We start from the raw sequence: 23,086 nt of genomic DNA, 5'->3' as shown, positions 1-23,086 counted from the left end.
GACGCCCCGTCAGAAGAACTGCCAGAGCCGGGAGGCACCCGATGCTGCTCGCGGGAAGAACCGTCATCGTGTCCGGCGTGGGCGCCGGGCTGGGGCATCAGATCGCGGCGATGGTGGTACGGGACGGCGGCAGCGCCGTCCTCGGAGCGCGCACCGCGGCCAATCTCGCCAAGTCGGCCGCCGAGATCGACCCCGGGAGCCGGCACACCGCCCATCTGGCCACCGACATCACCGACGAGGCACAGTGCGAGGCTCTCGCCGCGCTGGCGCTGAGGCGGTTCGGGCGGATCGACGCGGTGGTCCATGTCGCGGCCTGGGACAGCTACTTCGGCGGGGTCGAGGACGCGGACTTCGCCACCTGGCAGTCGGTGATCGATGTCAATCTGCTCGGCACGCTGCGGATGACGCGCGCCTGCCTGCCCGGACTGAAGGAGCGGGGAGGCTCCGTCGTCGTCATCGGCACGCAGTCGTCGGTCGCCGCGCCCTCCCAGGTGCAGCAGGCGGCGTACGCGGCGTCGAAGGGCGCGCTCACCTCGGCGATGTACTCCATGGCGCGGGAGTTCGGCCCGCACCGGATCCGGGTGAACACCGTGCTGCCCGGCTGGATGTGGGGTCCGCCGGTGCAGGCGTACGTGCAGTTCACCGCGCACACCGAGGGCGTGCCGGAGGCCGAGGTGCTGGGCAGACTCACCGAACGGATGGCGCTGCCGGAGCTGGCCACGGACGGCGATGTGGCGGAGGCGGCGGTGTTCCTGGCCTCCGACCGGGCGCGGGCGATCACCGGGCAGTCCCTGCTGGTCAACGCAGGCGAACTGATGCGCTGAGGCGCCGCAGCGATGAGGGCGCCGAGGTGCTGATGCACCGATGCCGGGTGCAAGGGGTGGGGTACGTCGGTCAGCCGCGTGGGTAGCGGGTGAGCCAGCCCGGGGCAGCAGCCGACGGGCTGTGGAGCGCCGGTCCCTGGGTCATCTCCATGGCGAAGTCGTCGGCGAGTTCGAGGAGCGTGGCCCGGCCCTCCAGTTCGGCGAGCCAGGCGGGCGGCAGCGCGGTCTCGCCGTGCAGCGCGCCGAGCAGCGCCCCGCACAGGGCTCCGGTGGCCGCGGAAGGTCCGCTGTGGTTCACCGCGAGCCGCAGCCCGTGCCGGACGTCCTCGCCGACCAGTGCGCAGTACACGGCGACGGCGAGGACCTCCTCGGCGGAGTCCGTGTCGCCCAGCCTCTCGATGAGGGCCGGGCCCGGGATGCCCTGGCGCACGGAGCCGAGGGCCTGCCGCAGGGCGTCGGTGACCTGTTCGTGGCCGGGGCGCTCGGCGAGCAGCGCCAGGGCCTGCTGGACGGAGCCGTCCAGCGTCTCGCCGCGGGCCAGTCCGTGCACCACGACAGCGAGGGCGCCCGCGGAGAGCAGGGCGGTGGGGTCGCCATGGGTCTGGGCGGCGCATTCGACGGCCAGTTGCAGGACGAGCTGCGGTTCCCAGCCCACCAGCAGTCCGAAGGGGGCGGAGCGGGCGAGGGCGGCCGAGTCGCGCGCGGCGGGGTGCTTGGGCTGGTCGAGGGTGCCCATGGTGGCGTCACCGAAGCCGTTGAGGCATTCCCGGGTGGGGGCGCGGCGGGCGTAGAGCCACTCCTGCTGAGCGAGCCAGCCGTTGTCCTTGCGGCGCTCGTCGGGCCCCCAGTCGTGCTGGGTGGCAGCCCAGCGCAAATGGGCGCGGTGCACGTCGGTGGGCGGGTGCCAGGCGCCTGTGTCGCGGCGGACCTGGGCGCGGATCAGCCCATCGACGGTGAACAGGGTGAGCTGGGTGACGGCGGTGACCGCACCGCGTCTGCCGTGGACGGGAACGAAGTCGGTGACGGATTCGGCGCCATGGGCCGCGCGGATCTCTTCGAGCGAGAGCCCGCTGACGGCTGCGCCGAGCGCGTCGCCGATGGCACCGCCCAGCAGACAGCCGCGCACCCGGCTGCGGAAGTCCTGCTGTTCGGCGCGGCCCCAGATGGCTGTGGCTCCTGTGCTCACCGCGCCCCTTCCCCGTCGGCCCGCTCGCGTGCGACTGCGCAGCACTGTAATCGAACGGGAACGGTGAGCTGTGGGCCTGAACCGTATGTACGGAGTAGATCCTGCGATCACTTTTGAACGGCATTCTCCGGGGATTTCCGTACCGCGGGACAACCGTCACCATGGGCCGTAGCGGCTCTATGGTGAAACTATGGCCACTACGACCATCCAGGTGCCGAAAGAGACGCGCGACCATCTCGCCCAGCTGGCCAAGGAGCGCGGGCTGAGCCTGGGCCGGCTCGTCGGCCAGCTGGCCGCCCAGCAGCCCACCGCGGCTCAGATCGCCGAGCGGGTCGCCACTACCCGCAAGGTGCTGCGTGACCGCATGGGCTGCACCCTGACCGACGAGGAGTTCGACCAGGCGCCGGACGTCCTGGCCAATGTGTACGCGATGGCAGCCGAGAAGGTGCTCCCCGGCATGCTGGGCTTCCGCTGAGCCTCGGCTCTGATTCCGATCCGCTGTCGTCCGCGCCGCCTCAGCCGTCGGCCACGGCCGCGCGAACGACTTCGTCGGTGGCGGAACCCGCCAGGTCGAAGGTCTCCTCGTCGATGGCACAGAACCCGTCCGGGATGCGCGCACCCCTGCTCTCCGCGACCCGGAGCACTTCGCGCAGTGACTCGATGGCCCTGGTGAGCGCGAACCTGACCGCGAGCTCACCGGCCGCCTGGTCGGCGAGTACGGCCTCGGCTCCCGCCACGACCGCCTCCCCGCAGTCGAGTTGATCGCCCTCCACCTCGTCGGCCAGCCCGGAGAGCCTGCTGTCGGGTTTGTCCGTGCTGAGGTAGCAGGGCCTGCCTTCGGGGGACATCCAGGGGAGCAGACGGAGCGGGGCATCGGCCATGACGGTTCCTTACGGCGAGGGTCGGGTGGGGGAACGGCTCGCAGGGGTGGTGATTACCGTTCGTGCCCTCATCGTCACGCCCGTCGCCCTACGCTCGGCAGAGGCACGCGATTGCCTGCGAACAGGGCAACAGGGAGGGGCCGACATGGCCGAAGTCGCTGATGTGGACGAGGAGTCGGGGCGTGCGGCGCTGGGGCGCGCGTTGCGCTACCTGAGGGAGAAGTCCGGCAAGTCGCTGGGCCGGCTCGCCGAGGAGACGTGCTACGACAAGAGCTATCTGTACCGGCTGGAGATGGGTCAGCGGCTCTCGAAGCTCGCCGTCATGGAGGACCTGGACCGGCACTACGAGTCCGGGGGGCTGCTGGTGCAGCTGTGGAAGGCGGCCCGCAGGGAGGTCTTCAAGGACAAGTACAAGGAGTTCATGCGGCTGGAACCGGCCGCCCAGATCATGCACTTGTTCACGTTGGGGATTCCGGGGATCTTGCAGACCGAAGCCGTCGCCCGCGAATTGTTGTCCGGGGCGCAGGAAACGGACGACGAGGCGGAGTTGGTGGAAGAGCAGGTCATAGCGCGAATCGGACGGCAGCAACTGCTACGCCGCAAGCCCGCCCCGTCCGTCAGGATCATCATGGACGAGCACGCGCTCCGCCGCCCGGTGAAGGACGCCAAGGCGTGGGGAGAGCAGCTGGCCCATCTCATCGACATGGCCGAGACGCCGTCGGCCGTCCTCCAGGTTCTCCCTTTCGCCGCGGGGGCACACCACCTGATGGACGGTTCCTTGACGCTGCTGTGGCAGGCCGACGGCAGCGCGGTTGCCTACACCGAGGGCAACGGCTGCGCCGAGTTGATCGAAGATCCGGCCGAGATCACGCGCTATCGGCTGTCCTACGATCGGCTCCGGGATCTGGCGCTGCCCCCGTCGGACTCCATCGCGTTCATCAGGGGCGTCCTGGAGGAGCACAGATCATGAGCCGTATCCCCGACTTCAGCACCGCGGTGTGGCGCAAGTCGAGCTACAGCGACGGGGGCGCCAACAACTGCGTCGAGGTGGCCGACGACTTCCCCGGCCTCGTCCCCGTACGCGACAGCAAGATCCCCACCGGCCCCGCACTCGTCATCGCCGCACCGGCCTGGAGCGTCTTCGTGGCGTTCGCCGCCGGACGCTGAGTCCCGCCCTCGTCCCGACCGGCCCGCGATGCTGTTGCGTATCGCGGACCGGTAATTCAGGGCTCGCCCCAGTCGTCATGGTCGTCTGCGAGGAGCCGACCGCGAGCCGGGGGTGCCGGTGAAGCCGCCGGTGGGCAGCAAGGAGTCTTCGTAGCGGTCGCTGCTGGCGTAGTAGAGGGCAAAGCCCCACCTGCTGGCGGTTCCGTCGTAGCGCAGGCGCATCAGCCTGGCCCGTTCGCCGTCTGCCAGTTCCGCCTCCACGTAGGCGAAGGCTCCGCGGTGGCGAACGTGCAGCCGCCTCAGCTGCGGCCAGGCGGTGCGGGCTTGCCGACAGATCGCACCGGAAGCCCCGACCGATCCTGGCGGCAAGCCCGCACCGCCCTCCGCTTCACCACCCGCGCGAACCCGTCATCCGCTACACCGACCTGGGCGCGCTGGCCCTGCTGGCCGAGATACCTCAGGACGCCTCACGCGACAACGCCGACGTGGCCGCCGTCGCCCGAATCGCAGGCAACCCAGAAGACATGGAGGTTCTGGACGCCTACTGCGCCACCGGCTCCCTACGCCGAGCCGCCGACCTTCTCCACCTGCACCACAGCAGCGTCGCCCGCCGACTCGAACCGACCGCAAAGACCCTGGGCATCGAACTGACCGAGCCCACAGGGCTGATGCGGGCCAGGCTCGCCCTCACCGCGTGGCGGCTGCTCAACGACTGAGGCAGATGAGTCCGGGCTCTGGTCCCACGTATGTCCGGAAATCACTCTACTCAGCAGGCCTTACGTTCTCTTTACTGTTTGCACGGTGCGATTTTACCGGTACATGTCATTCGGGACCGACCCGGACGACGAGTACGAACCCCTGTAGCCCAAACCCCCAGGTGGTCTGAGACATCCGGTTTGCCTCGGCAAGGAGGAAATGTCCCATGCGACTCACACGACGAAGAATTCTACGAGCGGGACCATTGGTGGCAGTTCTGGCCATGTTGGCCCTGCTCGTCGGTGGCCTACCAGCCGCGGCGAAGCCCGCCGACACGGTGCCCGCCGCACCCGCAGCCCGGCCGGCCGCGAAGGCGGACGTACGCGAGGCGGCGCAACACGACCTCTCCCCAAAGCTGCGTGACATCTCCGCGAAGCCTGCCGGTACCAAGCGCAGCAGCGCCAAGGCCTCCGCGCAGCCGGCCCGTTCGCTGGAACGCGCCGCCGTCAACCCGTCCGCGAAGGAAGGCAGCGGCCAGGTACAGCGTGGCTTCACCGCCAGCCAGGTACCCGAGTTCAAGGCCAACTTCGAGGGCGTCGGCAACGTCGACGGGGTGCTTCCGCCGGACACCAACGGCGATGTCGGCCCCAACCACTACGTCCAGATGGTCAACCTCCACTACGCCGTGTTCGACAAGAGCGGCAACAAGCTGCTCGGGCCACTGCCGGGCAATGCGGTCTTCGCCGGCTTCGGCGGACCGTGCGAGACCAGTAACGACGGCGACCCGGTGGTCCTCTACGACGAGACCGCCGATCGTTGGATGATCACCCAGTTCGCCCTGCCGGGCGGATCCGCCGGCAACCACCAGTGCATGGCGATCTCGCAGACCCCGGACCCGACCGGGGCCTTCTACCGGTACGACTTCCTCTACCACCAGACCCGGATGAACGACTACCCGAAGTACGGGATCTGGCCGGACGCCTACTACATGACCACCAACGAGTTCGCGCCGTCCTTCGTCGGCGCCGGAGCGGTGGCGTTCGAGCGGGAGAAGATGCTCGCCGGCCAGCCGGCCCGGATGGTGTACTTCCACCTCGGTCCGGACTTCGGCGGCCTGCTGCCCGCCGACGCAGAGGGTCAGGCGCCGCCGGCCGGGGCACCCAACCCGTTCTCCATGTTCGACGACGACGCGTGGGGCACCTCGCCCACCGACCGGCTGCTGATGTGGGACTTCCACGTCGACTGGACCAACCCGGCGAACTCCACCTTCGGCAACAACCTGGCCCCGAACCGGTCCCTGGAGACCGCACCGTTCGACTCGAACATGTGCAACGGCGCCCGGTCCTGCATCCCGCAGCAGGGCACCTCGGCGCGGCTGGACGCGATCGCCGACCGGTTGATGTACCGGGCGGCCTACCGCAACTTCGGCGACCACGCCTCCATGGTGCTCAACCACACCGTGGATGTCGGCGGCGACCACGCCGGCGCACGGTGGTACGAACTGCGCAGCAACTCGCCCACCGATTGGGCTATCCATCAGCAGGGCACCTATGCGCCGGACGGCGAGAACCGGTGGATGGCCAGCGCGGCCATGGACGTCACCGGCAACATGGCCATCGGCTACTCGTCATCGGGCAGCACGTCCTTCCCGTCGATCCGGGTGGCCGGGCGACTCTCGGGTGACCCGCTAGGCGAACTGGGGCAGAGCGAGCGGACCCTGATCGCCGGGACCGGCGCACAGACCCACTCGGCGGCCCGCTGGGGCGACTACAGCTCGATGTCGGTGGACCCGACGGACGGCTGCACGTTCTGGTTCACCTCCGAGTACATGTCCCAGACCAGCTCCGCCAACTGGCAGACCCGCATCGGTGCGATGAAGTTCCCCAACTGCGTGAACGGCCCGCGGGGTGAGGTGACCGGCAAGGTCACCAAGTCCGGTGGCGGAGCGATCGCCGGTGCGACGGTACGCGTCGGCGGTAGCGGCACCGTCACCGACGACCAGGGCGAGTACAAGCTGACCCTGCCGGCTGGTCAGCACGAGGTGACCGCTTCGGCATTCGGCTACGCGTCGAAGTCCGCGACGGTGACCGTGCCCGACAGTGGCACGGTGACGGCGAGCTTCGCGCTCGACCCGGTTCCGCTGCGCAAGGTCAGCGGCGTGGTGAAGGACGGCTCCGGGCACGGCTGGCCGCTCTACGCGCGCATCGACGTGGCCGGCAAGCCAGGCGGCCCGGTCTTCACCGACCCGGCGACCGGCGCGTACAGCGTCGATCTGCCGCAGGGGGCCGAGTACGGCCTGACGGTCAAGGCGATGTACCCGTCTTACCAGCAAGGCACGGCACAAATCACCGTCAGTGACAGCAACCTGGTGCGGAACTTCGACCTGGCGGTCGAGACCTCCTGCGACGCCACCGGGTACAAGACCAGCTACGGCGAACCGGTCGTCACCGAGCAGTTCGAGTCCGGGGAGACGCCGGCCGACTGGAGCGTGGTGAACACCACCCCCAACGGCGGCTGGGCCTTCACCGACCCGAAGAACCGGGGCAACCTCACCGGCGGCAGCGGCAAGTACGCCATCGCGGACAGCGACAACGCCGGTTCCGGCAAGCCGATGGACACCGCGCTCATCACCCCGGCGATGGACCTGTCCGCCGTACCGGCACCGGTGCTGCGGTTCAACAGCGACTACCGGGCGCTCGGCGGGTTCGCCGACGTCGACGTGAGCGTTGACGACGGCACGACCTGGAAGAACGTGTCGCACTGGACCAGCACCAGCCGGCGTGGTCCGGTGCTGGAGGAAATCCCGGTGCCGCAGGCGGCCGGGAAGTCCGACGTGCGGATCCGGTTCCACTACCAGGCCACCTACGCATGGTGGTGGGAGCTGGACAACGTGTCGATCGTCAACCGGACCTGCGACCCGATCCCGGGTGGTCTGGTGGTCGGCCGGGTGCTGGACGGCAACACCGGCGCCGGGCTCAACGATGCGACAGTGACCAGCGAGGACAAGCCGGCGGAGAAGGCGGTGACCGGGCCGACTCCGGACGACGTCAAACTCGGCGACGGCTTCTACTGGATGTTCTCGACCCTGACCGGGAACCACCCGTTCACCGGGGCGAAAAAACAGTACAAATCGGTCACGTCCACGATAGATGTGGCGGCTGACCGGGCCACGCGGGAGGACTTCGCGCTCAAGTCGGGCCGGCTGACCATTACCCCGCCATCGGTGGAGAGCAGCCTGACGCTGGGCCAGACCAAGACGGCGACGACGACAATCCGCAACGACGGCACCGCACCGGCCACGTTTGAGCTGAACGAGCGGGCCGGCAACTCCGACATCCTCGGTAGGCGTGGCGCGCGCCTGCAGAACATCCGGGTCAAGGGGGGCGGCGTATCGCCCGCCTGGCGGGGCGACAGCAAGCCCGGCGACGTCCTGGAGCCGACCCCGTACGCGCCGCCGTGGATCAACACGGCCAACTACCCGATCAAGGTCATGGACAACGCCGTGGCCGCGTACGACGGAAAGGTGTACTCGGTTGGCGGAACCGACGGTGCCGCCAACCTCGCCAACAGCTACGTGTACGACCCGGCGGCGAACACCTGGACGAAGATCGCCGACATGCCGGCGGCCCTGGAGAAGCCGGCAGCGACGTTCGTCGACGGCAAGCTCTACGTCTTCGGTGGCTGGGACCCGGCGGGCAACCTGTCGGCAAAGGTCTACGCCTACGACCCCGGTACCAACGCGTGGGAGACCCGGGCCGGCACCAACCCGGCCCCGCGGGCCGCGCCCGGCATCGGGGTGGTCGACGGCCAGATCTACCTGGTCGGCGGCTGCGTGGACGGAACCTGCAACAAGTCCAATGTGACCGTCCGGTACAACCCGGGGGCCGACACGTTCACCACGGTCGCCGCGTACCCGGTCGCGGTGGCGTGGCAGGGCTGCGGCGGGATCGACGGCACGCTCTACTGCGCCGGCGGCAACGGGCCGACGACGCTGAAGAGCACGTACGCCTACAACCCGGGCGCGAACGCCTGGACCCAGATGGCCGACCTGCCGGTCGACCTCTGGGGGGCGGCCGCGGACACCGCGAACGGCCTGCTGTTGGTCTCCACCGGTGTCATCAACAACTCCGCCACGGTCACCAACCAGGGCTGGGCATACGACCCGGCGGCCAACTCCTGGTCGGCACTGCCCAACGCCAACTTCCCCCGCTACCGGGCGGGTGCGGCGTGCGGGTTCGTCAAGGTCGGTGGCTCGACCGGCGGCTTCACCCCGACGCCGGACAGCGAACTGCTGCCCGGTTTCGACCAGTGCGCCACTGTCACCGACGTACCGTGGCTGTCCGCGTCCCCGACCTCGGCGACGCTGCAGCCCGGGCAGAGCATCACGGTGAACGTGACGTTTGAGGCCTCCACGGCGGCGGGCGTGCAGCAGCCCGGCAAGTACACCGCCCAGCTCGGCATCAAGTCGGACACCCCGCCCGTGGCACCGATCGACGTGACGATGACCGTGCAGCCGCCCAAGGACTGGGGCAAGGCGACGGGCGTCGTCACCGGCGTCGACTGCCGTGGCAACAGCACCGCGCTGCGCGGGGCGACCGTCCAGATCAACGGCAAGAAGGGCTGGACCCACACCCTGAAGACCGATGCGGATGGCCGGTATGTCATCTGGGCTCCGAGGGACAACCCAGTCGAGATCATCGCGGCTCAGGATGGCTGGAAGCCGCAGTCCAGGATGGTGAACCTCAAGGCGGGCGAGGCGGTGACCACCAACTTCGCGCTCCGCCCCACCGCTTGCTGAGAGGAGTCTGATCCACCGGGCCCGCGCCGTTCACCGGCGCGGGCCCGGCCCGTCTCCATCGAAAATTGATGGAGGTTACTAAGCCTTGATCCACCGAGTTGGTGCCTGTGGGTAACTTTTGGGAAAACGAAGAAGTGCCTTGCGACCTGCGATGATGGGAGTTCTTCAGGCTTCCAGCACGCACGATCAGCAAGGCACTTCCGAGATGCAAGTTTCCCATACTCCGGCAGCGGTCTCCGCTGCGTTCGATGACCCGAATCTGATCGCGCACGCCGGGCTCATTCCGGTCATGCGACTGACCGAGCGGTGCGGTCTGCCGCGCCTGGTCGCCCACGTAGTCACCTACGGTTGCGAACCTGCCAATGTCGTATGCCTACTGCACTCCAGGGGCGGTGTGCTCGGCAGAAACCGCGACTGTGGGAAATGCCGCCATGAGCCCGGCGGCCACAGCGGACAGGACTGCGAATCGGCGCATGCGATTCCCCCTCTGCATTCGGAGGAACTGACAGTGCCGCAGGTCCGGCACGCCGCGGACGGACACCGGCACGCACCACGCATAGCTCACTCATTCGAAGCGTCACTCCCCTTCGCTCAGCCCGCGCCTCGCCGATGAACGAGGCTCGTCTGCGGTCCTCGATGATCTGCTGCATCGAGCGGCGTCGCGGCCGGGCTGGGGGCATTCGGCTCAGTTCGGCAGCACAGGAAGCAGCTCCGGCAGGTGTCCGTCGGACGCGGCAGCCGCCGCCACCCGCTCCTGCGGCACCTCCCCGTACAGCGTCGTACGCGGCTTCGCCGGGCGGCCCGCGAGTTCCGCGATCGCTACGAGGTCCTGGATGGAACGGTACGAGCCGTAACCGGAGCCCGCCATCCGGGAGATGGTCTCCTCCATCAGCGTGCCGCCCAGGTCGTTGGCGCCCGAGCGCAGCATCTCGGCCGCGCCCTCCGCGCCGAGCTTCACCCAGCTGGTCTGGATGTTGGTGATGTGCGGGTGGAGCAGGAGCCGGGCCATGGCGGTGACGGCGCGGTTGTCGCGGTCGGTCGGGCCGGGGCGGGCGATGCCCGCAAGGTAGACCGGCGCGTTGGTGTGGATGAACGGCAGCGTCACGAACTCCGTGACACCACCGGTCTCCTGGTGGAGGTTGGCCAGGGTCCGCAGATGGCCGAGCCAGTGGCGGGGCTGGTCGACATGCCCGTACATCATGGTGGAGGAGGAGCGCAGACCCACCTCGTGAGCCGTCCTGATGACCTCCAGCCAGGTCGCCGTCGGCAGCTTTCCCTTGGTCAGGACCCAGCGGACCTCGTCGTCCAGGATCTCCGCCGCCGTGCCCGGGATCGAGTCGAGCCCGGCCTCCTTCGCCGCGATCAGCCAGTCGCGGATGGACATGCCGGTGCGGGTCGCGCCGTTGACGACCTCCATCGGGGAGAAGGCGTGCACATGCATGCCGGGGACGCGTTCCTTCACCGCCCGCGCGATGTCGAAGTACGCGGTGCCGGGCAGGTCCGGGTGGATGCCGCCCTGCATACAGACCTCGACCGCGCCGACGTCCCACGCCTGCGCGGCCCGGTCGGCAACCTGGTCCAGGGAGAGGGTGTACGCGTCGGCGTCGGTGCGCCGCTGGGCGAAGGCGCAGAACCGGCAGCCGGTGTAGCAGACGTTGGTGAAGTTGATGTTCCTGGTGACGATGTACGTGACGTCGTCACCGACCACGTCGCGGCGCAGCGTGTCCGCGATACGGCACAGTTCGTCGAGTGCCGGGCCGTCCGCGTGGAGCAGGGCGAGGGCCTGGTCGTCGGTGAGCTTCGTCGGGTCGTCGGCGGCCTGGCCGAGCGCGGCCTTCACGTCGGTGTCGATCCTGGACGGGACCATGCCGGGGGCGGCGGCCTCGCGCAGCGCCTCCCAGTCCCCGTACACCTCGTCGAAGTCCTCGCGGCGGTCGCCGGTGCGGCCCTGGGTGTCGATGGTGCGGTGCAGGTCGGTGCGGCCGGTGGCGCCGAACTCCTCGTCGGGCTCCTGCCAGGGCAGGCCGACGGGAATCGCGTCCTTCGCGAGGCCCGTCTCCGGGTCGGCGAGGGCGCGGACGTGCGGGAGGAGGCGGGGGTCGAGCCAGGGCTCGCCGCGCTGGATGAACTCCGGGTAGATGGTGAGGCGCTCGCGGAGTGTGAAGCCCGACTCGGCTGTCCTGGCCGTCAGTTCGTCGATGTGGGGCCAGGGCCGTTCGGGGTTCACATGGTCGGGCGTGAGCGGGGAGACGCCGCCCCAGTCGTCGATCCCCGCCCCGATGAGCAGCGCGTACTCGGCGTCGACGAGGTTCGGCGGGGCCTGGATGCGGGCGGACGGGCCGAGGATGTGCCGGGCGACGGCGATGGCCGCGGCCAGTTCCTCCAGCTCGGCGTCCGGCATGCCGCGCATCGCCGTGTCCGGCTTGGCGCGGAAGTTCTGGACGATGACTTCCTGGATGCCGTGGTAGGCGCGGGCGGTCTTGCGGAGCTCGAAGAGGGAGCCGGCGCGCTCCTCGTACGACTCGCCGATCCCGATCAGGATCCCGGTGGTGAACGGGACGTTGGAGCGGCCCGCGTCTTCGAGGACGCGCAGGCGTACGGCCGGTTCCTTGTCCGGGGAGCCGTGGTGCGGGCCGCCAGGCTCGGACCACAGACGGGTGGCCGTCGTCTCCAGCATCATGCCCATGGAGGGGGCGACGGGCTTGAGCCGCTGAAGGTCGGTCCAGGTCAGCACGCCCGGGTTGAGGTGCGGGAGGAGGCCGGTCTCCTCCAGGACCCGGATCGCCATGGCGCGTACGTACGCGAGGGTGTCGTCGTACCCCTCGGCCTCCAGCCACTCCCGCGCCTCGGGCCAGCGGTCCTCGGGCCGGTCGCCGAGCGTGAACAGTGCTTCCTTGCAGCCCATGGCCGCGCCCTTGCGGGCGATGTCCAGCACCTCGTCGGGCGACAGGAACATCCCGTGCCCGGCCTTGCGGAGCTTGCCGGGGACAGTGACGAAGGTGCAGTAGTGGCACTTGTCGCGACAGAGCCGGGTCAGCGGGATGAAGACCTTGCGCGAGTACGTGATGACGCCCGGCCGGCCCGCGGCTTCGAGGCCCGCGTCCCGCACCCGGGCGGCGGACGCGGCAAGGTCCGTCAGATCGTCGCCGCGTGCCTGGAGCAGGACGGCGGCCTCGGTCACATCGAGGGCGACACCGTCACGGGCCCGTTTGAGCGCGCGCCGCATGGAGTTGGTGGTCGGGCGTCCGCGCAGAGGATCGGTCATGAACCGAGCATACGAGCGAGGCCCCCGCCCCGGACCGGGGCCTCCACCGGGTCACCCGCGACAGGGGAACCCGAACCGGGTTACCTACGTCAACTGAACATCAGAGCTGCCGGCTTGCCTCGGCAGGTGCTTGTCAATCGGACTGGAGGAACGCACATGAACTGGACCGGGCGATCCGCGGGCGTGCTGCTAGCGGCGAGCATGGTGATCTCGACAGCCGCGTGCATGGCTGACAGCAGCAGCGGCGGGGCGGCATCGGGTTCCTGCGTCAACCGGTTCACCTACCAGGAACGAACGTACCAAGACGTGGCGAACGTCGACTTCACGGTCGGGGCAAAGCTCGGCGTCGCCACCCAACCTCCCTGCGACGACACCGGCGGCCAGGACAGAACCGATGAGACGGGGACTGCACAGACTGCCTACGAGGTGCATGGCATCTCGCCCGAGGTGGCCATCGCAGTCGGGGACACACCCGCGGAGGCCTCGTTCTTCGCCGCCTACTCCGGCGCAGACCTCCCGCCCGCGGTACAGAAACTGGTGGACGGCTCATGATGCGGAGCGTGAACGAGCCTGCATCGAAGTCGCCACCTGCCAGACCACCATCCACATCCGTGACTCCAAAAACCGCCGGGGCCCCCGCCTCGACGCCGCCCTCGCCATCTGGTCCACCTTCGTCGCGTACGCGCAGCAGGGCTGAGCCACCCGGGATCCACCGGATCGCGACAGCCGCGACCCGGTCGGCCACGACCTGGTCGACCTCGTCGCGGCGGCCCACGACACAGAAAAGCTTTTAAGGCCCTGGGGAGAAAAACCTACCCAACCCCACCCCACCCGGCCCGTCACTCACACGGGTGAGGTTCGCCAACTGAGCTGGATGTCGCACCGGTTGGCTGGCATATGCTCGCCGCGACAACCCCAGACATGCGTCGGCCCCCGGCCGGGACTGCAATCCCGATCGAGGGCCTGACCACCGAGGAAGTAAGAGGCTTCCCGATGGATACCCAGCAGGTTAGCGTGCCCTCGCACGCCCCGTCCCGCGTACCCGGGGGCGCCGCGCCGTCGTCCGGCGTCGTGCACATCAACTCCCGGCACACCAGCCGCTTCACGGTCGTCGGCAACCATCTCGCCCAGCACCGGGAGCTCTCGCTCCTCGCGATCGGGCTCGGCCTGCACATCCAGTCGCTGCCCGCCGGAGCAAAGGTCGGCATCAAGGCCCTCGCCGAACGCTTCCCGGACAGCGAGGCCCGCATCGCCGCCGCCCTGCGCGAGCTGGAAGCCCACGGCTACCTCCAGCGCACCCGGGAACGCCTCCCCGACGGCCGCGTCGTCACCCGCACCTGCTCGTACAACCAGCCGGGCGCCACCCCGCACGCACCCACGGCACCCAAGCCACAGCCCCGACCGAGGCCGCGCCCCGGACGCCCGGTTCCCGCACCCGAGCCGTGTGCGGCGCTCAAACCGGTCGCGTCGCCCGCACCCGTATCGCAGCTGCCTGCACCCCTGGCTCCCGACCGGCCCGAAGCGCCGCCCCCGCCGCTCCCCGCACCCCACGCCACCGGCGCCGAGCTGCTCCGCACCGCCGCTGATCTCCTCGCCGACCTGCGCCGGGACACCCCGCAGCTGATCCTCTCCGAGCGCGACGTCGACGATCTCAGCCCGGCCGTCGCCGCCTGGCTCAAACGCGAAACCACCCCCGAGACCATCAGGCGTGCTCTGACTGCCGACCTCCCCGTGCCCCTCAAGCACCCCGCGAAACTACTCAAATACCGCCTCGCCGTGTTCCTTCCACCGCCGCTCCCCCTCACCCCGGTACGCCGGGAGGTGACGCCCTTCCAGACCTGCGACGGCTGCGAACGCGCCTTCCGCTCACCAGGCCCTGGCCACTGCCAAGACTGCCGGACCGACGCCCCCACCCACCCGTCGCCCAGATGATCCATTCCAAGGGGTAGGTGATCGCACGGGTCAGCGACCGAGCGGTGTGAAGCAGTGGGCAGCCATGTGGCTCGTGGGAAATCGCCCCACGGCGTTGGCCCGGCCCGTCTCAGAGGGCTGTCGGTGGGCGCCCGCGCTCATCTTCGGTGCTCCGGTGCGTGAGCAGGTCGCCCGGCTGGCAGTCGAGGACCTCGCAAATGCGGGTCAGCGTGGTGAAGCGGATCGCGCGGGCCCGGCCGTTCTTCAGGATGGACAGGTTCACGTTGGTCACGCCAACCCGGGAGGCGAGCTCCGCGAGGGTCATGCCGCGCTCGCTGAGCATGCGATCGAGATGGACCTCGATCGCGTGGCTGTCGTTGTCGTCCGGCGCCATCACACCGTTCCTTCCAGATCCTCCCGCATGGCCACCCCGGCGCGCATGATGCGGGCGAACGTGAGGATGCCCAGAGCTGTGAAGACGAGTGCGAAGGGCGGCTGCCAGGTGTTCAGCCAGGCGCCCGCATTGAAGGTGTAATCCTGGGCCAGGGTCGACAGTAGCGCTGCATGCGCGCCGGCTTCCACCACCTCTGCGACCAGGCAGCCGAGCAGCAGCCACCAGCCTGCGACCCGCAGGTGCTTCACGGTCCGTGCGGTGAAGACTCCCTCGCGGGACGCGCCCTGTATCAAGCGGTTGAGCAGGAACAGGATGCCCAGGACCAGCAGCAACGAGGGGAAGCCGCCGAGGAAGTCGAACAGCCGCTGGGCACTGTCGGCGTGATCGGTGCAGTACGACGGGCGGGCCATGGCCTCGGCCCCTGCATGGGGTCGGAACCTGTCGGTGAACCCGTCCGTGCTGAATTGCGAGCGGGACTCGGCACACACGTACGGACCGCCCCACGTCAGGCGCAGCTGGGTGCCGACCAGGGGTCCCACGGCGCCGACGACGAGGCCCACGAGAAACAGCCGGTAGACGCCCCGGACCATAGTGGCGACCGGCTCCAGCAGCCTGGCCTCGGCACGGCCGTCATGCGACGTGGAGCTCTTTACCTCAGCAGACACCAGCAACCACCCCTCATATCGAATATCGATGTTATCGAAGAACGATAAGAGCAACTGCATCAGTGGTCAACACTTCTGAGCATCCGTCAACGCGCATCGCGAGCAGGCGGGGCCTGGTCGCACATGTTCCAGACGCCGGCGCCGAGTTCGGAATGCCCCATGGGCTTCAGTGAGCCGCATACGCCCCGCTGTCAGAGCCGCGTCCTAGCCTTCCCCCATGACAAAGCCTCTGCGCTACACGGTCACCATCGCCGCGAGTCCCCAGCAGGTGTGGGACACCCTGACCACGTCGGAGGGAACGAAGGCCACGCTCTTCGGCTGCCTGATCGAGTCGTCCTTCGCGGTCGGCAGCCGCGTGGACTTCGTCGGCTACGGCCGCGACGGCGAACGGATCGTGCAGGTCTACGGCGACATCGAAGTGTTCGATCCGCTCAGGGAGTTCACCTACATCCAGCATCCGGGAGCGGCGCACAACGAGAAGCATGCCGAGACCAGTTGCCGGATGGCCCACCGGCTGACACCCCACGGGGACTCGACGGAACTCGAACTGACCGTCGACCAGTGGAGCGACGGCAATCCGGCGTACGAACACGCCGCGAGCAGTTATCCCGAGTCCGATTACCTCAAGGGCATCAAGGCGCATGCGGAGACACTCGCCTCCTGACGCGCTCCCCGGCGTCGTGACCGGGTCCGGCGGCACCCGCTTGCCGCCGGGCCCGTTGCGCCGGCGCCCGGCCGGCGACCGCCGCAGCAACGGCGTGACCGTCGCCGTCGTCTACCTGGCCGGAGCTTTTTCGCCCGTGTCGAAGCAGCGGTCCGGGACGCCGGGCACGGCACGGCGCGGCGCGGTGCTGGACGCGTGGGGTGCGACCGCAGTAGCGGGATGCGGGGTCACCCGCGAGGCGTCGGCCATTCCTGGGCGTCCGTCCATGCGGCGTACGAGGTCCAGGGGACGGTGGGGAACAGCGCCCGCAGCGCTTCCAGGTCCACCTGGTAACCGGTGTTCGCCAGGAATCCGTACATGGCGAACATGTCGGGGCTGCTGGTGCGCAGGTCCTCCAATGGCGTCTGCCGGAACGCGACCGGGCCGCCGGCGGCCCGTCCGATCTCCTCGGCCATCCGGACCGGTGTGGGATCGTCGCCCGCGACCTCGATCCGCTGCCCGGTCCAGCGGTCCGGATCCGCCACGACCGCGGCCACGACACGGCCCAGATCCTGCCGTGCCACCTGCTGGAGAGGGGTGTCACCGGGGAGCGGCATGGCGAGGAGGCCGGCGGCGACCTCGTCCAGCGCGCCCAGCGCGTTGTCGTAGAAGTAGGTCGGTGCCACCACCGTCGCCGGAAGTCCGGAGTCGGCGAGCAGCTCCTCGGTCCTGGCCTTGGTCTCGAAGTGCGGGACGCCGGTGCCACGGTCCGCACTGGCGACGGAGGCCAGCACCAGATGCGGCAGTGCGACGTCCGCAGCGGCCCGTACGATCGCCGCGCCCTGGGCCACCTCCGCGTCCAGACCGTCCTGGAACGGGGTAGTGACGGCGAACGCGGCCGCCGTGCCCCGGAACGCCTCGGCGAGCGAAGCCGCGTCGAACAGATCCCCGGGGACGACCTCCGCTCCGGCCGCCGCCAGCGCCCTGGCCCGCCCGCTGCCGGGATCACGCACCACGGCGCGCACGGCACGCCCCGCCTCCAGCAGGGCGGCAGCCACCGCGCCGCCCTGGCCGCCGGTCGCACCGAGCACCGCGATGGGCAGGGGTTCTCTCTGATCAAGGGACATGCGTACATGCTTACCAGCAACGGCCGGACCTGCCACCGGGAGGCCCCCGGAGACTGCACAGCCGACGCCCCGCACCTCCTGTCGGCCGCTACCACCGGGGTCTCTGCCTGTGGTGATCGTTACCGGCCGGGCGGAACAGGTGGGAGCGGGAACGTGATGACGAGTGCTCCGGCGTTGGCAGAACTGCGCGAGGCCTGCCGGCCGAACGCCACCTGGCATCGATCCTGTCCTCCTCGCGCCTTCGCTGACCGTCGGCGTCCCTATCCTGTCCGGATGGCCACTCCCCTTGAACTCGTCATATTCGACTGCGACGGCGTGCTCGTCGACAGCGAACGAATCGCTGTGCGCGTCCAGGTCCAAGTGGGCGCCGAGCTGGGCTGGGCGCTGACGGAGGACGAGGTCGTCGAGAAGTTCGTGGGCCGGTCGAACGCGTCCATCGGCGAACTGATCGACGCCCGCCTGCCGGGCCGGGCCCCGGTCTGGCAGGAGCGGTTCGAGCAACTCCACCGCGATGCGGTGGACACCGAACTCACCGCGGTCGACGGCATCCACGAGGCGCTGGCCGCCCTCACGCTCCCCAGCTGCGTGGCGTCGAGCGGCAGCCACGAGAAGATGCGTCACACCCTCGGCCACACCGGGCTCCACTCCCGCTTCGAGGGCCGGATCTTCAGCGCCAGTGAGGTCGCACGCGGCAAGCCCGCCCCCGATCTCTTTCTCCACGCGGCCCGGCGGATGGGGGTCGAGCCGTCCGCCTGCGTCGTCGTCGAGGACAGCAAGTACGGTATCCAGGCCGCCCGTTCGGCCGGGATGCGGTCGCTGGGCTACGCCGGTGGGCTGACCCCCGCGCACTGGCTGGAAGGCCAGGACACCGTGGTTTTCGACGACATGCGCAGACTGCCGATGCTCCTGTCCGAAATCTGAGCGTCACGCCTGCATGAGGCAATCGCGGAGCAGCAGGCGGACCATACCCGTACGCGAAAGGGCCGGGCGCACCTCCACAGGTGAGGCGCCCGGCCCTTCCGCTCGCACCGCCGATGTCAGCGGGCGACCGCCTTCGTCGCCTTGCTGGTGGCCGAGCCGCTGGTGTGACCCGTGCGGCGGGCGGTGACCTTCACGGTGATCTTCTTGCCGCGCTGGGCGGACTTGAGCGTCAACGAGGACTTGGTGGCTCCCGTGATCGCCTTGCCGTTCGCGTACCACTGGTAGGCGTACGAGGTGGGGGCGGGCGTCCAGGTGCCATGGGCGGCCTTGAGGGTGCGGCCGACCTTCGCCGTGCCGGAGATCGTGGGCGCCTTGGTGGCCTTCGGTGCGCTGCCCGCGGCGATCTTCACCGGGGCGGTCGTCGCGGAGCCGTTGGCGTGACCGATGCGACGGGCCGTGACGGTGACCGTGACCTTCTTGCCGAGCAGCGTCGCGGGGACGGTGTACGTGGACGCGGTCGCGCCCTTGATCGCCTTGCCGTCCGCCTTCCACTGGTAGGCGTAGGAGGTGGCGGCGGGCGTCCAACCGCCATTCGCGGCGGTGAGTTTGGCGCCCACCTTCGCGGTGCCGGTGATCTTCGGGGCCGTGGTGGCCCGGGGGGCCACGCCCTGGGTGGCCGTGACCGTCGCCGAGGTGGCCGTGACGTCCGGGGTGTCGGCGCGGTGAGCCGTCACGGTCACGGTGAGCCTCTTGCCGAGCAGCGTCGCGGGGACGGTGTACGTGGACACGGTCGCGCCGGACACCGCCTTGCCGTCGGCGTTCCACTGATAGGTGTACGAGGCCGGGACGGGCGTCCAGGTGCCGGTGGACGCGGTGAGCCGGTCACCGACCCTGGCGGTGCCGGTGATCGCCGGGAGTGCGCTGTTCTTGAGCGGGGCCGCGGTGACGGTGAAACTGCCGCGCTGGTACCCCCACCCGTTGTGGGTGTTGACGCCGACGTTCCAGGTGCCGACGGCGGCCCCGGTCAGGTCGAGGACGGCCGTCAGGGTCCTCCGGTCCGCCGAAACAGCGGTGGTGGTCGAAGTGATCTGCTTGCCGTTGAGCGACAGCACGACTTCGTCGTCCTTGTGCAGGGACGTGCCGCTCAGCTGAACCGTCGCCTTCGTGCCGCTGGCCCCGGTGGCCGGGGTGATCTCCCCGATGGTCACCTTCTCCGTACCGCAGAGGACGGACGTGCAGACCGCCTCGGCCTCGTACGAGGTCTTCGATGCCTTCTCCGGCAGCGAGAGGACGAGGATGCTCGGGGTGGTCTCCTTGGTGTACGGCTCGTTCACGGCGCAGTCGTAGCCGGTCGGGATGAAGCGCATACAGCCGTTGCCGAGGCTCGGGTCGTACAGCGCGGGTACCGCTGTCTCGGTGGCGCCCGTCGTGTCGCTGATCTTCATTTCGAAGTAGTCGCGGTACCCCGTGGGCAGCGCGGCGCAGACGGCGGTGTGCTGCTCGTCGAGGGTGCCGGTGATCGGGCCGTATCCGAAGGCGACGTTGGGAACCTTCTCGCACTCGGCGGCCGGCCCTGCCGCGCCGGCGATGTGAAGGGCGTCGAAGCGGTACGAGTCGGCGGCCTCCAGCCCCGACCGGACGGTGACCAGGACCTGGTAGCGGGTGGAGCCGGTGACGGCGCACGCCTGGTTCTTGTTGCACAGAGCGGTACCGTCCGCGCCGTACACCACCACGTTCGCGGTACCGAGCGCGTCGCGGACGTCCATGTGCAGGATGTCCTTGGCGTCGGCGGTGGTGACCTGACGGCAGCGCAGCTCGCCGGGGGCTCCCATCGCGCCGCCCGTGGACGGACCGCCGACCTTCGCCGCCGGGTTCGGGGTGCAGCCCTTCGCGGTCGCGGTGACGTCGCGGCGGGTCAGGGTGTAGTCGGCAGCGGTGTCACGGCCGGTGACGAGCACGGTGTGGGCTACACCGGGGGCCAGGTCGCAGGTCGTCCAGGCGGAGAGGGACGAGTAGACGGAGCAGACCTGCTTGCCGTGGGGGTCCAGGACGGTGAACGCGGCGGTGGACGTGGTGCCGGGGACCGCCTGGAGCTGGAGGTTCTCCTGGGTGCTGTGGTCGTCGGCCGGGATGGTCAGGCAGTGCGAGAAGACACCGTCGCCCGTGGAGAACCGGGCCGCCGGGCTCGTCGCGGTGAAGTCGCCCGCCGGAATGGCCGCGCAGGCGCTCGCTGCGTCGGTGCGGTGCAGGGCCAACGCGTATGGGCCGGTCGGATTCGACTCGCTGTCGGTGGAGACCAGGGCCCGGAACGGGGCCTTGCCGGTGAGTGCGCACGTACCTGCCGAGAGGTCGCTCCAGTCGCACCGTTGTACGCCGTCGGCGTCGACGACGGTCACTTCGGGGCTCGGCCCGGACCCGCTGAGGCCCTTCAGCACGGCAAGGCGGGCGTCCGCGGAAAGCGGCAGGGACAGGCAGTCGATCTCACCGGCCGCTGCGAACGCTGAACGGTACAGGCCGAGTTCGACGGGCTCGCAGCCGGTGGTGGCGGAGCCGTCGAGGATGAGGGTCGGGTGGTCGGTGACAACGGTGTAATCACCGGCGGGGAGGTCGCAGCCGTTCCAGGTGGTACAGACTGTCTTGCCGTCCCGGTCGTACACGGCGAGCACCGAACGGGCGCCACCGTGGACGGCGTACACGTTGTAGCGTCCGGCGGCCGGGGCGGTGAAGGTCTTGCAGCCGCTGGCCGGGACCGCGGTCGTGGGTGCGGAGTTGTATCCGTTCAGGGGGACGTGGGTGCAGCCGACCGGGTCGGAGATGCGCCGGACGGTAAGGGTGTACTCGGCGGGGAAGCCCTGTTCGGCCTCGATGACCTGGGAGAGGACCCGGTAGGGGCCGTCACCGGGCAGTACGCAGCCGTCGCTGTCGTCCTCGTTGAAGTGCGGGCAGATCCGGGCACCGGTCTCGTCGGTGATCCAGGACAGGCTCCCGCCGTACACGGTCGTCTTGATCGTATGGGTGATCCGCTCACCGGGCTTGCCCGCGAACGGCTGGCACTGGACGGCGTTCGCCCCGGTCGCCGAGCCGACGACGGGTGCGGTGTCCCAGGCCGTGCTGATCTCCGGTGCGCAGCCCTTGGTGGTGCCGAGGGGAACGACGGCGACGGTGGGGTTGCCCGGCTCGGGCCAGTTGTTCGTCAGCCGGAGCGTGAAGGCACCCGCACGGGGCAGCTCGCACCAGCCGGCGCCCCACTCGGGGTCGTAGCAGTCGATCTCCGTCTCGCCGTCGAAGACATGGGCGTACGTGTTCGGCGCGCTGTCGGCGAGCACGATCTTGTGCAGGCCGGGCGCCTCGGCCGTGACGGTGAGGCAGACCGTCCCGTTCGCGGGGATGGTCACGGCGCCTTCCGCCGGGGCGGCTTCGCCGAAGGCGGACAGAGGCAGTGCGGCACAGTTCTCGTCGGCCGGGGTGGCTGCCTTCGCCGCGGGGGCCGCCGCACCGGCGTACGCCTGGGCGGCGCCTGCGGGGATCAGCAGCGAGACCAGGACCGACAGGGCGAGCAGCAGGGCGGTGTACGCCGCGGATCTCGCGCCCTTACATGGGTAGTTGGGCATTCCGTTCCCCCCGGACCGGTGAAGTGAAGGGTGCGCGCCGGGACTTCACGGACGACGCGCGAACGCGCTACGGTCCCAGGCGCACACCACATGTGTGTGGTGCGTAAAGAATGCACGCGATGATCGCACAGATACTCCACCGATCAGATACTCATTCCCGCCGGGATGCGGGCAGGCCCACTCCGCGAGGCACCCCGGAAAGCCTTGGGGCGGAGCACGACGGCCCCGTCGGAGGTGGAGGCGGGACTACTTGCCCAGCACCGCCTGCATCACGCGCTTCGCGATCGGCGCGCCCAGCCGTCCGCCCGAGATGTCGGTGCGGGAGATGTCCATGTCCGTCGGGTCGATGAACACCGCGACCGCCACCGACTGCCCGTCGGGCTTCTTGCCGTAGGAGACGAACCAGCCGTACGGCACCTTGTCCTTCACGTTCACTCCGCGCTGCGCCGTGCCGGTCTTGCCGCCGACCGTGACCCCGTCGATGAGGGCCCGCTGCGCGCTGCCTTCCTTCGCGGTGAACTCCATCATTTCCTGGACCTTCTTCGCCGTTCCCTCGGACACGGCCTGGCTCTTGAGCTTCGGCTCGTTCTTCTCCAGGGCCGACAGGTCGGGACCGCGCAGCTCTTCGACGAGGTAGGGCTGCATCAGCTTGCCGTCGTTGGCGAGAGCGGCTGTCACCATGGCCATCTGCATCGGTGTACTGGTCAGGCTGCCCTGACCCATGCCGGTCAGAGCGGTTCCGGGCTTGTCCAGGCCGGTCGGGTAGAGGCTCTTGGCGGCGAGCATGTCGCCGAACTCGTCCGAGTAGACGTCGGAGTTGAAACCGAACTTCTCCGCCGTCCCGCGCATCTTGTCCGCGCCGACCTTGGACGCCGCGTCGAGGAAGACGTTGTTGCAGGAGTGGCGGTTTCCATCGGTGGTTGCGACTCCTGGAAGGAGTCCGTCCGATGCCGAAGTATCCGCCGAACCGGCTGCCGCTGTCGGTGCCCAAGGAGTA

General features: G+C 69.5%; 20 protein-coding genes. 11 read left to right on the top strand and 9 right to left on the bottom strand.

Annotation, left to right across the window (positions count from 1 at the left end):
* Positions 1–41 precede the first annotated feature (41 nt).
* Positions 42–824 (top strand): SDR family oxidoreductase, encoded by a 783-nt coding sequence (locus tag ACWD6R_RS31535; RefSeq protein WP_451821819.1) that lies wholly within the window; start codon positions 42–44, stop codon positions 822–824.
* A gap of 70 nt (positions 825–894) precedes the next feature.
* Here the strand turns inward: ACWD6R_RS31535 and ACWD6R_RS31530 are convergent, their stop codons facing one another.
* Entirely contained in the window at positions 895–2,010 is a 1,116-nt protein-coding gene (locus ACWD6R_RS31530; RefSeq protein WP_451821818.1) for an ADP-ribosylglycohydrolase family protein, read from the bottom strand.
* Positions 2,011–2,200: 190 nt separating this feature from the next.
* Here ACWD6R_RS31530 and ACWD6R_RS31525 point away from each other — a divergent pair, with 190 nt between their 5' ends.
* Positions 2,201–2,485, top strand: coding sequence for a hypothetical protein (locus ACWD6R_RS31525; RefSeq protein WP_451821817.1), 285 nt, complete (start codon positions 2,201–2,203; stop codon positions 2,483–2,485).
* A gap of 40 nt (positions 2,486–2,525) precedes the next feature.
* Here the strand turns inward: ACWD6R_RS31525 and ACWD6R_RS31520 are convergent, their stop codons facing one another.
* Positions 2,526–2,891, bottom strand: coding sequence for a sulfatase (locus ACWD6R_RS31520; protein WP_451821816.1), 366 nt, complete (start codon positions 2,889–2,891; stop codon positions 2,526–2,528).
* A gap of 145 nt (positions 2,892–3,036) precedes the next feature.
* Between ACWD6R_RS31520 and ACWD6R_RS31515 the strand changes: the two genes are divergently transcribed.
* The gene (locus ACWD6R_RS31515) at positions 3,037–3,861 is read left to right on the top strand and encodes a helix-turn-helix domain-containing protein (RefSeq protein ID WP_451821815.1); all 825 of its coding nucleotides are present in this window, start codon (positions 3,037–3,039) and stop codon (positions 3,859–3,861) included.
* Complete coding sequence (locus ACWD6R_RS31510; RefSeq protein WP_451821814.1) at positions 3,858–4,058, top strand: DUF397 domain-containing protein; 201 nt, start codon at positions 3,858–3,860, stop codon at positions 4,056–4,058. Before ACWD6R_RS31515 ends, ACWD6R_RS31510 begins: the two co-directional genes overlap by 4 nt.
* A 75-nt stretch (positions 4,059–4,133) precedes the next feature.
* On the opposite strand, the gene ACWD6R_RS31505 is transcribed toward ACWD6R_RS31510, so the two are convergent.
* Positions 4,134–4,427, bottom strand: a complete 294-nt coding sequence (locus tag ACWD6R_RS31505; RefSeq protein WP_451821813.1) for a hypothetical protein — start codon at positions 4,425–4,427, stop codon at positions 4,134–4,136.
* A 155-nt stretch (positions 4,428–4,582) separates the two neighbouring features.
* On the opposite strand from ACWD6R_RS31505, the gene ACWD6R_RS31500 reads away from it, so the two are divergent.
* Positions 4,583–4,774, top strand: a complete 192-nt coding sequence (locus ACWD6R_RS31500; RefSeq protein WP_451821812.1) for a helix-turn-helix domain-containing protein — start codon at positions 4,583–4,585, stop codon at positions 4,772–4,774.
* Positions 4,775–5,022: 248 nt separating this feature from the next.
* On the top strand, positions 5,023–9,552 hold the full coding sequence (locus ACWD6R_RS31495; protein ID WP_451821811.1) for a carboxypeptidase regulatory-like domain-containing protein: 4,530 nt from the start codon (positions 5,023–5,025) through the stop codon (positions 9,550–9,552).
* A 685-nt stretch (positions 9,553–10,237) separates the two neighbouring features.
* On the opposite strand, the gene ACWD6R_RS31490 is transcribed toward ACWD6R_RS31495, so the two are convergent.
* Positions 10,238–12,817 (bottom strand): bifunctional FO biosynthesis protein CofGH, encoded by a 2,580-nt coding sequence (locus ACWD6R_RS31490; protein WP_451821810.1) that lies wholly within the window; start codon positions 12,815–12,817, stop codon positions 10,238–10,240.
* 225 nt (positions 12,818–13,042) lie between these two features.
* On the opposite strand from ACWD6R_RS31490, the gene ACWD6R_RS31485 reads away from it, so the two are divergent.
* From ACWD6R_RS31485 to ACWD6R_RS31475, 3 genes are all read left to right on the top strand, one after another.
* The gene (locus tag ACWD6R_RS31485) at positions 13,043–13,369 is read left to right on the top strand and encodes a DUF6281 family protein (RefSeq protein ID WP_451821831.1); all 327 of its coding nucleotides are present in this window, start codon (positions 13,043–13,045) and stop codon (positions 13,367–13,369) included.
* Positions 13,370–13,391: 22 nt separating this feature from the next.
* Positions 13,392–13,514 carry a DUF397 domain-containing protein gene (locus ACWD6R_RS31480; RefSeq protein ID WP_451821830.1) on the top strand — a complete coding sequence of 41 codons (123 nt, stop codon included), beginning with the start codon at positions 13,392–13,394 and terminating at the stop codon, positions 13,512–13,514.
* A 296-nt stretch (positions 13,515–13,810) separates the two neighbouring features.
* Positions 13,811–14,749 carry a helix-turn-helix domain-containing protein gene (locus tag ACWD6R_RS31475; protein ID WP_451821809.1) on the top strand — a complete coding sequence of 313 codons (939 nt, stop codon included), beginning with the start codon at positions 13,811–13,813 and terminating at the stop codon, positions 14,747–14,749.
* Positions 14,750–14,858: 109 nt separating this feature from the next.
* Here the strand turns inward: ACWD6R_RS31475 and ACWD6R_RS31470 are convergent, their stop codons facing one another.
* The gene (locus ACWD6R_RS31470) at positions 14,859–15,122 is read right to left on the bottom strand and encodes a helix-turn-helix domain-containing protein (RefSeq protein WP_393303880.1); all 264 of its coding nucleotides are present in this window, start codon (positions 15,120–15,122) and stop codon (positions 14,859–14,861) included.
* Positions 15,122–15,787 (bottom strand): DUF2975 domain-containing protein, encoded by a 666-nt coding sequence (locus ACWD6R_RS31465; protein WP_451821808.1) that lies wholly within the window; start codon positions 15,785–15,787, stop codon positions 15,122–15,124. Before ACWD6R_RS31465 ends, ACWD6R_RS31470 begins: the two co-directional genes overlap by 1 nt.
* 217 nt (positions 15,788–16,004) lie before the next feature.
* Between ACWD6R_RS31465 and ACWD6R_RS31460 the strand changes: the two genes are divergently transcribed.
* Positions 16,005–16,451: an SRPBCC domain-containing protein gene (locus ACWD6R_RS31460; protein WP_451821807.1), complete on the top strand. Its 447-nt coding sequence runs from the start codon at positions 16,005–16,007 to the stop codon at positions 16,449–16,451.
* A gap of 227 nt (positions 16,452–16,678) precedes the next feature.
* Here ACWD6R_RS31460 and ACWD6R_RS31455 read toward each other — a convergent pair whose 3' ends face one another.
* Positions 16,679–17,557, bottom strand: coding sequence for an NmrA family NAD(P)-binding protein (locus ACWD6R_RS31455; protein WP_451821806.1), 879 nt, complete (start codon positions 17,555–17,557; stop codon positions 16,679–16,681).
* A 273-nt stretch (positions 17,558–17,830) separates the two neighbouring features.
* Between ACWD6R_RS31455 and ACWD6R_RS31450 the strand changes: the two genes are divergently transcribed.
* Complete coding sequence (locus ACWD6R_RS31450; RefSeq protein WP_451821805.1) at positions 17,831–18,478, top strand: HAD family hydrolase; 648 nt, start codon at positions 17,831–17,833, stop codon at positions 18,476–18,478.
* Positions 18,479–18,594: 116 nt separating this feature from the next.
* On the opposite strand, the gene ACWD6R_RS31445 is transcribed toward ACWD6R_RS31450, so the two are convergent.
* Both ACWD6R_RS31445 and ACWD6R_RS31440 read right to left on the bottom strand, forming a co-directional pair.
* Entirely contained in the window at positions 18,595–22,089 is a 3,495-nt protein-coding gene (locus tag ACWD6R_RS31445; RefSeq protein ID WP_451821804.1) for a hypothetical protein, read from the bottom strand.
* A 246-nt stretch (positions 22,090–22,335) separates the two neighbouring features.
* On the bottom strand, positions 22,336–23,086 hold a 751-nt coding region (locus ACWD6R_RS31440; protein ID WP_451821803.1), incomplete at its 5' end, for a penicillin-binding transpeptidase domain-containing protein.

The organism is Streptomyces sp. NPDC005151 (assembly GCF_053599875.1).
This window is presented reverse-complemented; position numbering and strand designations above follow the sequence as displayed.

Bases quoted from the DNA above. Each gene is read 5' to 3' on its own strand.
- ACWD6R_RS31535 (WP_451821819.1), top strand. From the start codon at position 42: ATGCTGCTCGCGGGAAGAACCGTCATCGTGTCCGGCGTGGGCGCCGGG.
- ACWD6R_RS31525 (WP_451821817.1), top strand. From the start codon at position 2,201: ATGGCCACTACGACCATCCAGGTGCCGAAAGAGACGCGCGACCATCTC.
- ACWD6R_RS31520 (WP_451821816.1), bottom strand. From the start codon at position 2,891: ATGGCCGATGCCCCGCTCCGTCTGCTCCCCTGGATGTCCCCCGAAGGC.
- ACWD6R_RS31515 (WP_451821815.1), top strand. From the start codon at position 3,037: ATGGCCGAAGTCGCTGATGTGGACGAGGAGTCGGGGCGTGCGGCGCTG.
- ACWD6R_RS31510 (WP_451821814.1), top strand. From the start codon at position 3,858: ATGAGCCGTATCCCCGACTTCAGCACCGCGGTGTGGCGCAAGTCGAGC.
- ACWD6R_RS31500 (WP_451821812.1), top strand. From the start codon at position 4,583: ATGGAGGTTCTGGACGCCTACTGCGCCACCGGCTCCCTACGCCGAGCC.
- ACWD6R_RS31490 (WP_451821810.1), bottom strand. From the start codon at position 12,817: ATGACCGATCCTCTGCGCGGACGCCCGACCACCAACTCCATGCGGCGC.
- ACWD6R_RS31485 (WP_451821831.1), top strand. From the start codon at position 13,043: ATGGCTGACAGCAGCAGCGGCGGGGCGGCATCGGGTTCCTGCGTCAAC.
- ACWD6R_RS31475 (WP_451821809.1), top strand. From the start codon at position 13,811: ATGGATACCCAGCAGGTTAGCGTGCCCTCGCACGCCCCGTCCCGCGTA.
- ACWD6R_RS31470 (WP_393303880.1), bottom strand. From the start codon at position 15,122: ATGGCGCCGGACGACAACGACAGCCACGCGATCGAGGTCCATCTCGAT.
- ACWD6R_RS31460 (WP_451821807.1), top strand. From the start codon at position 16,005: ATGACAAAGCCTCTGCGCTACACGGTCACCATCGCCGCGAGTCCCCAG.
- ACWD6R_RS31455 (WP_451821806.1), bottom strand. From the start codon at position 17,557: ATGTCCCTTGATCAGAGAGAACCCCTGCCCATCGCGGTGCTCGGTGCG.
- ACWD6R_RS31450 (WP_451821805.1), top strand. From the start codon at position 17,831: ATGGCCACTCCCCTTGAACTCGTCATATTCGACTGCGACGGCGTGCTC.
- ACWD6R_RS31445 (WP_451821804.1), bottom strand. From the start codon at position 22,089: ATGCCCAACTACCCATGTAAGGGCGCGAGATCCGCGGCGTACACCGCC.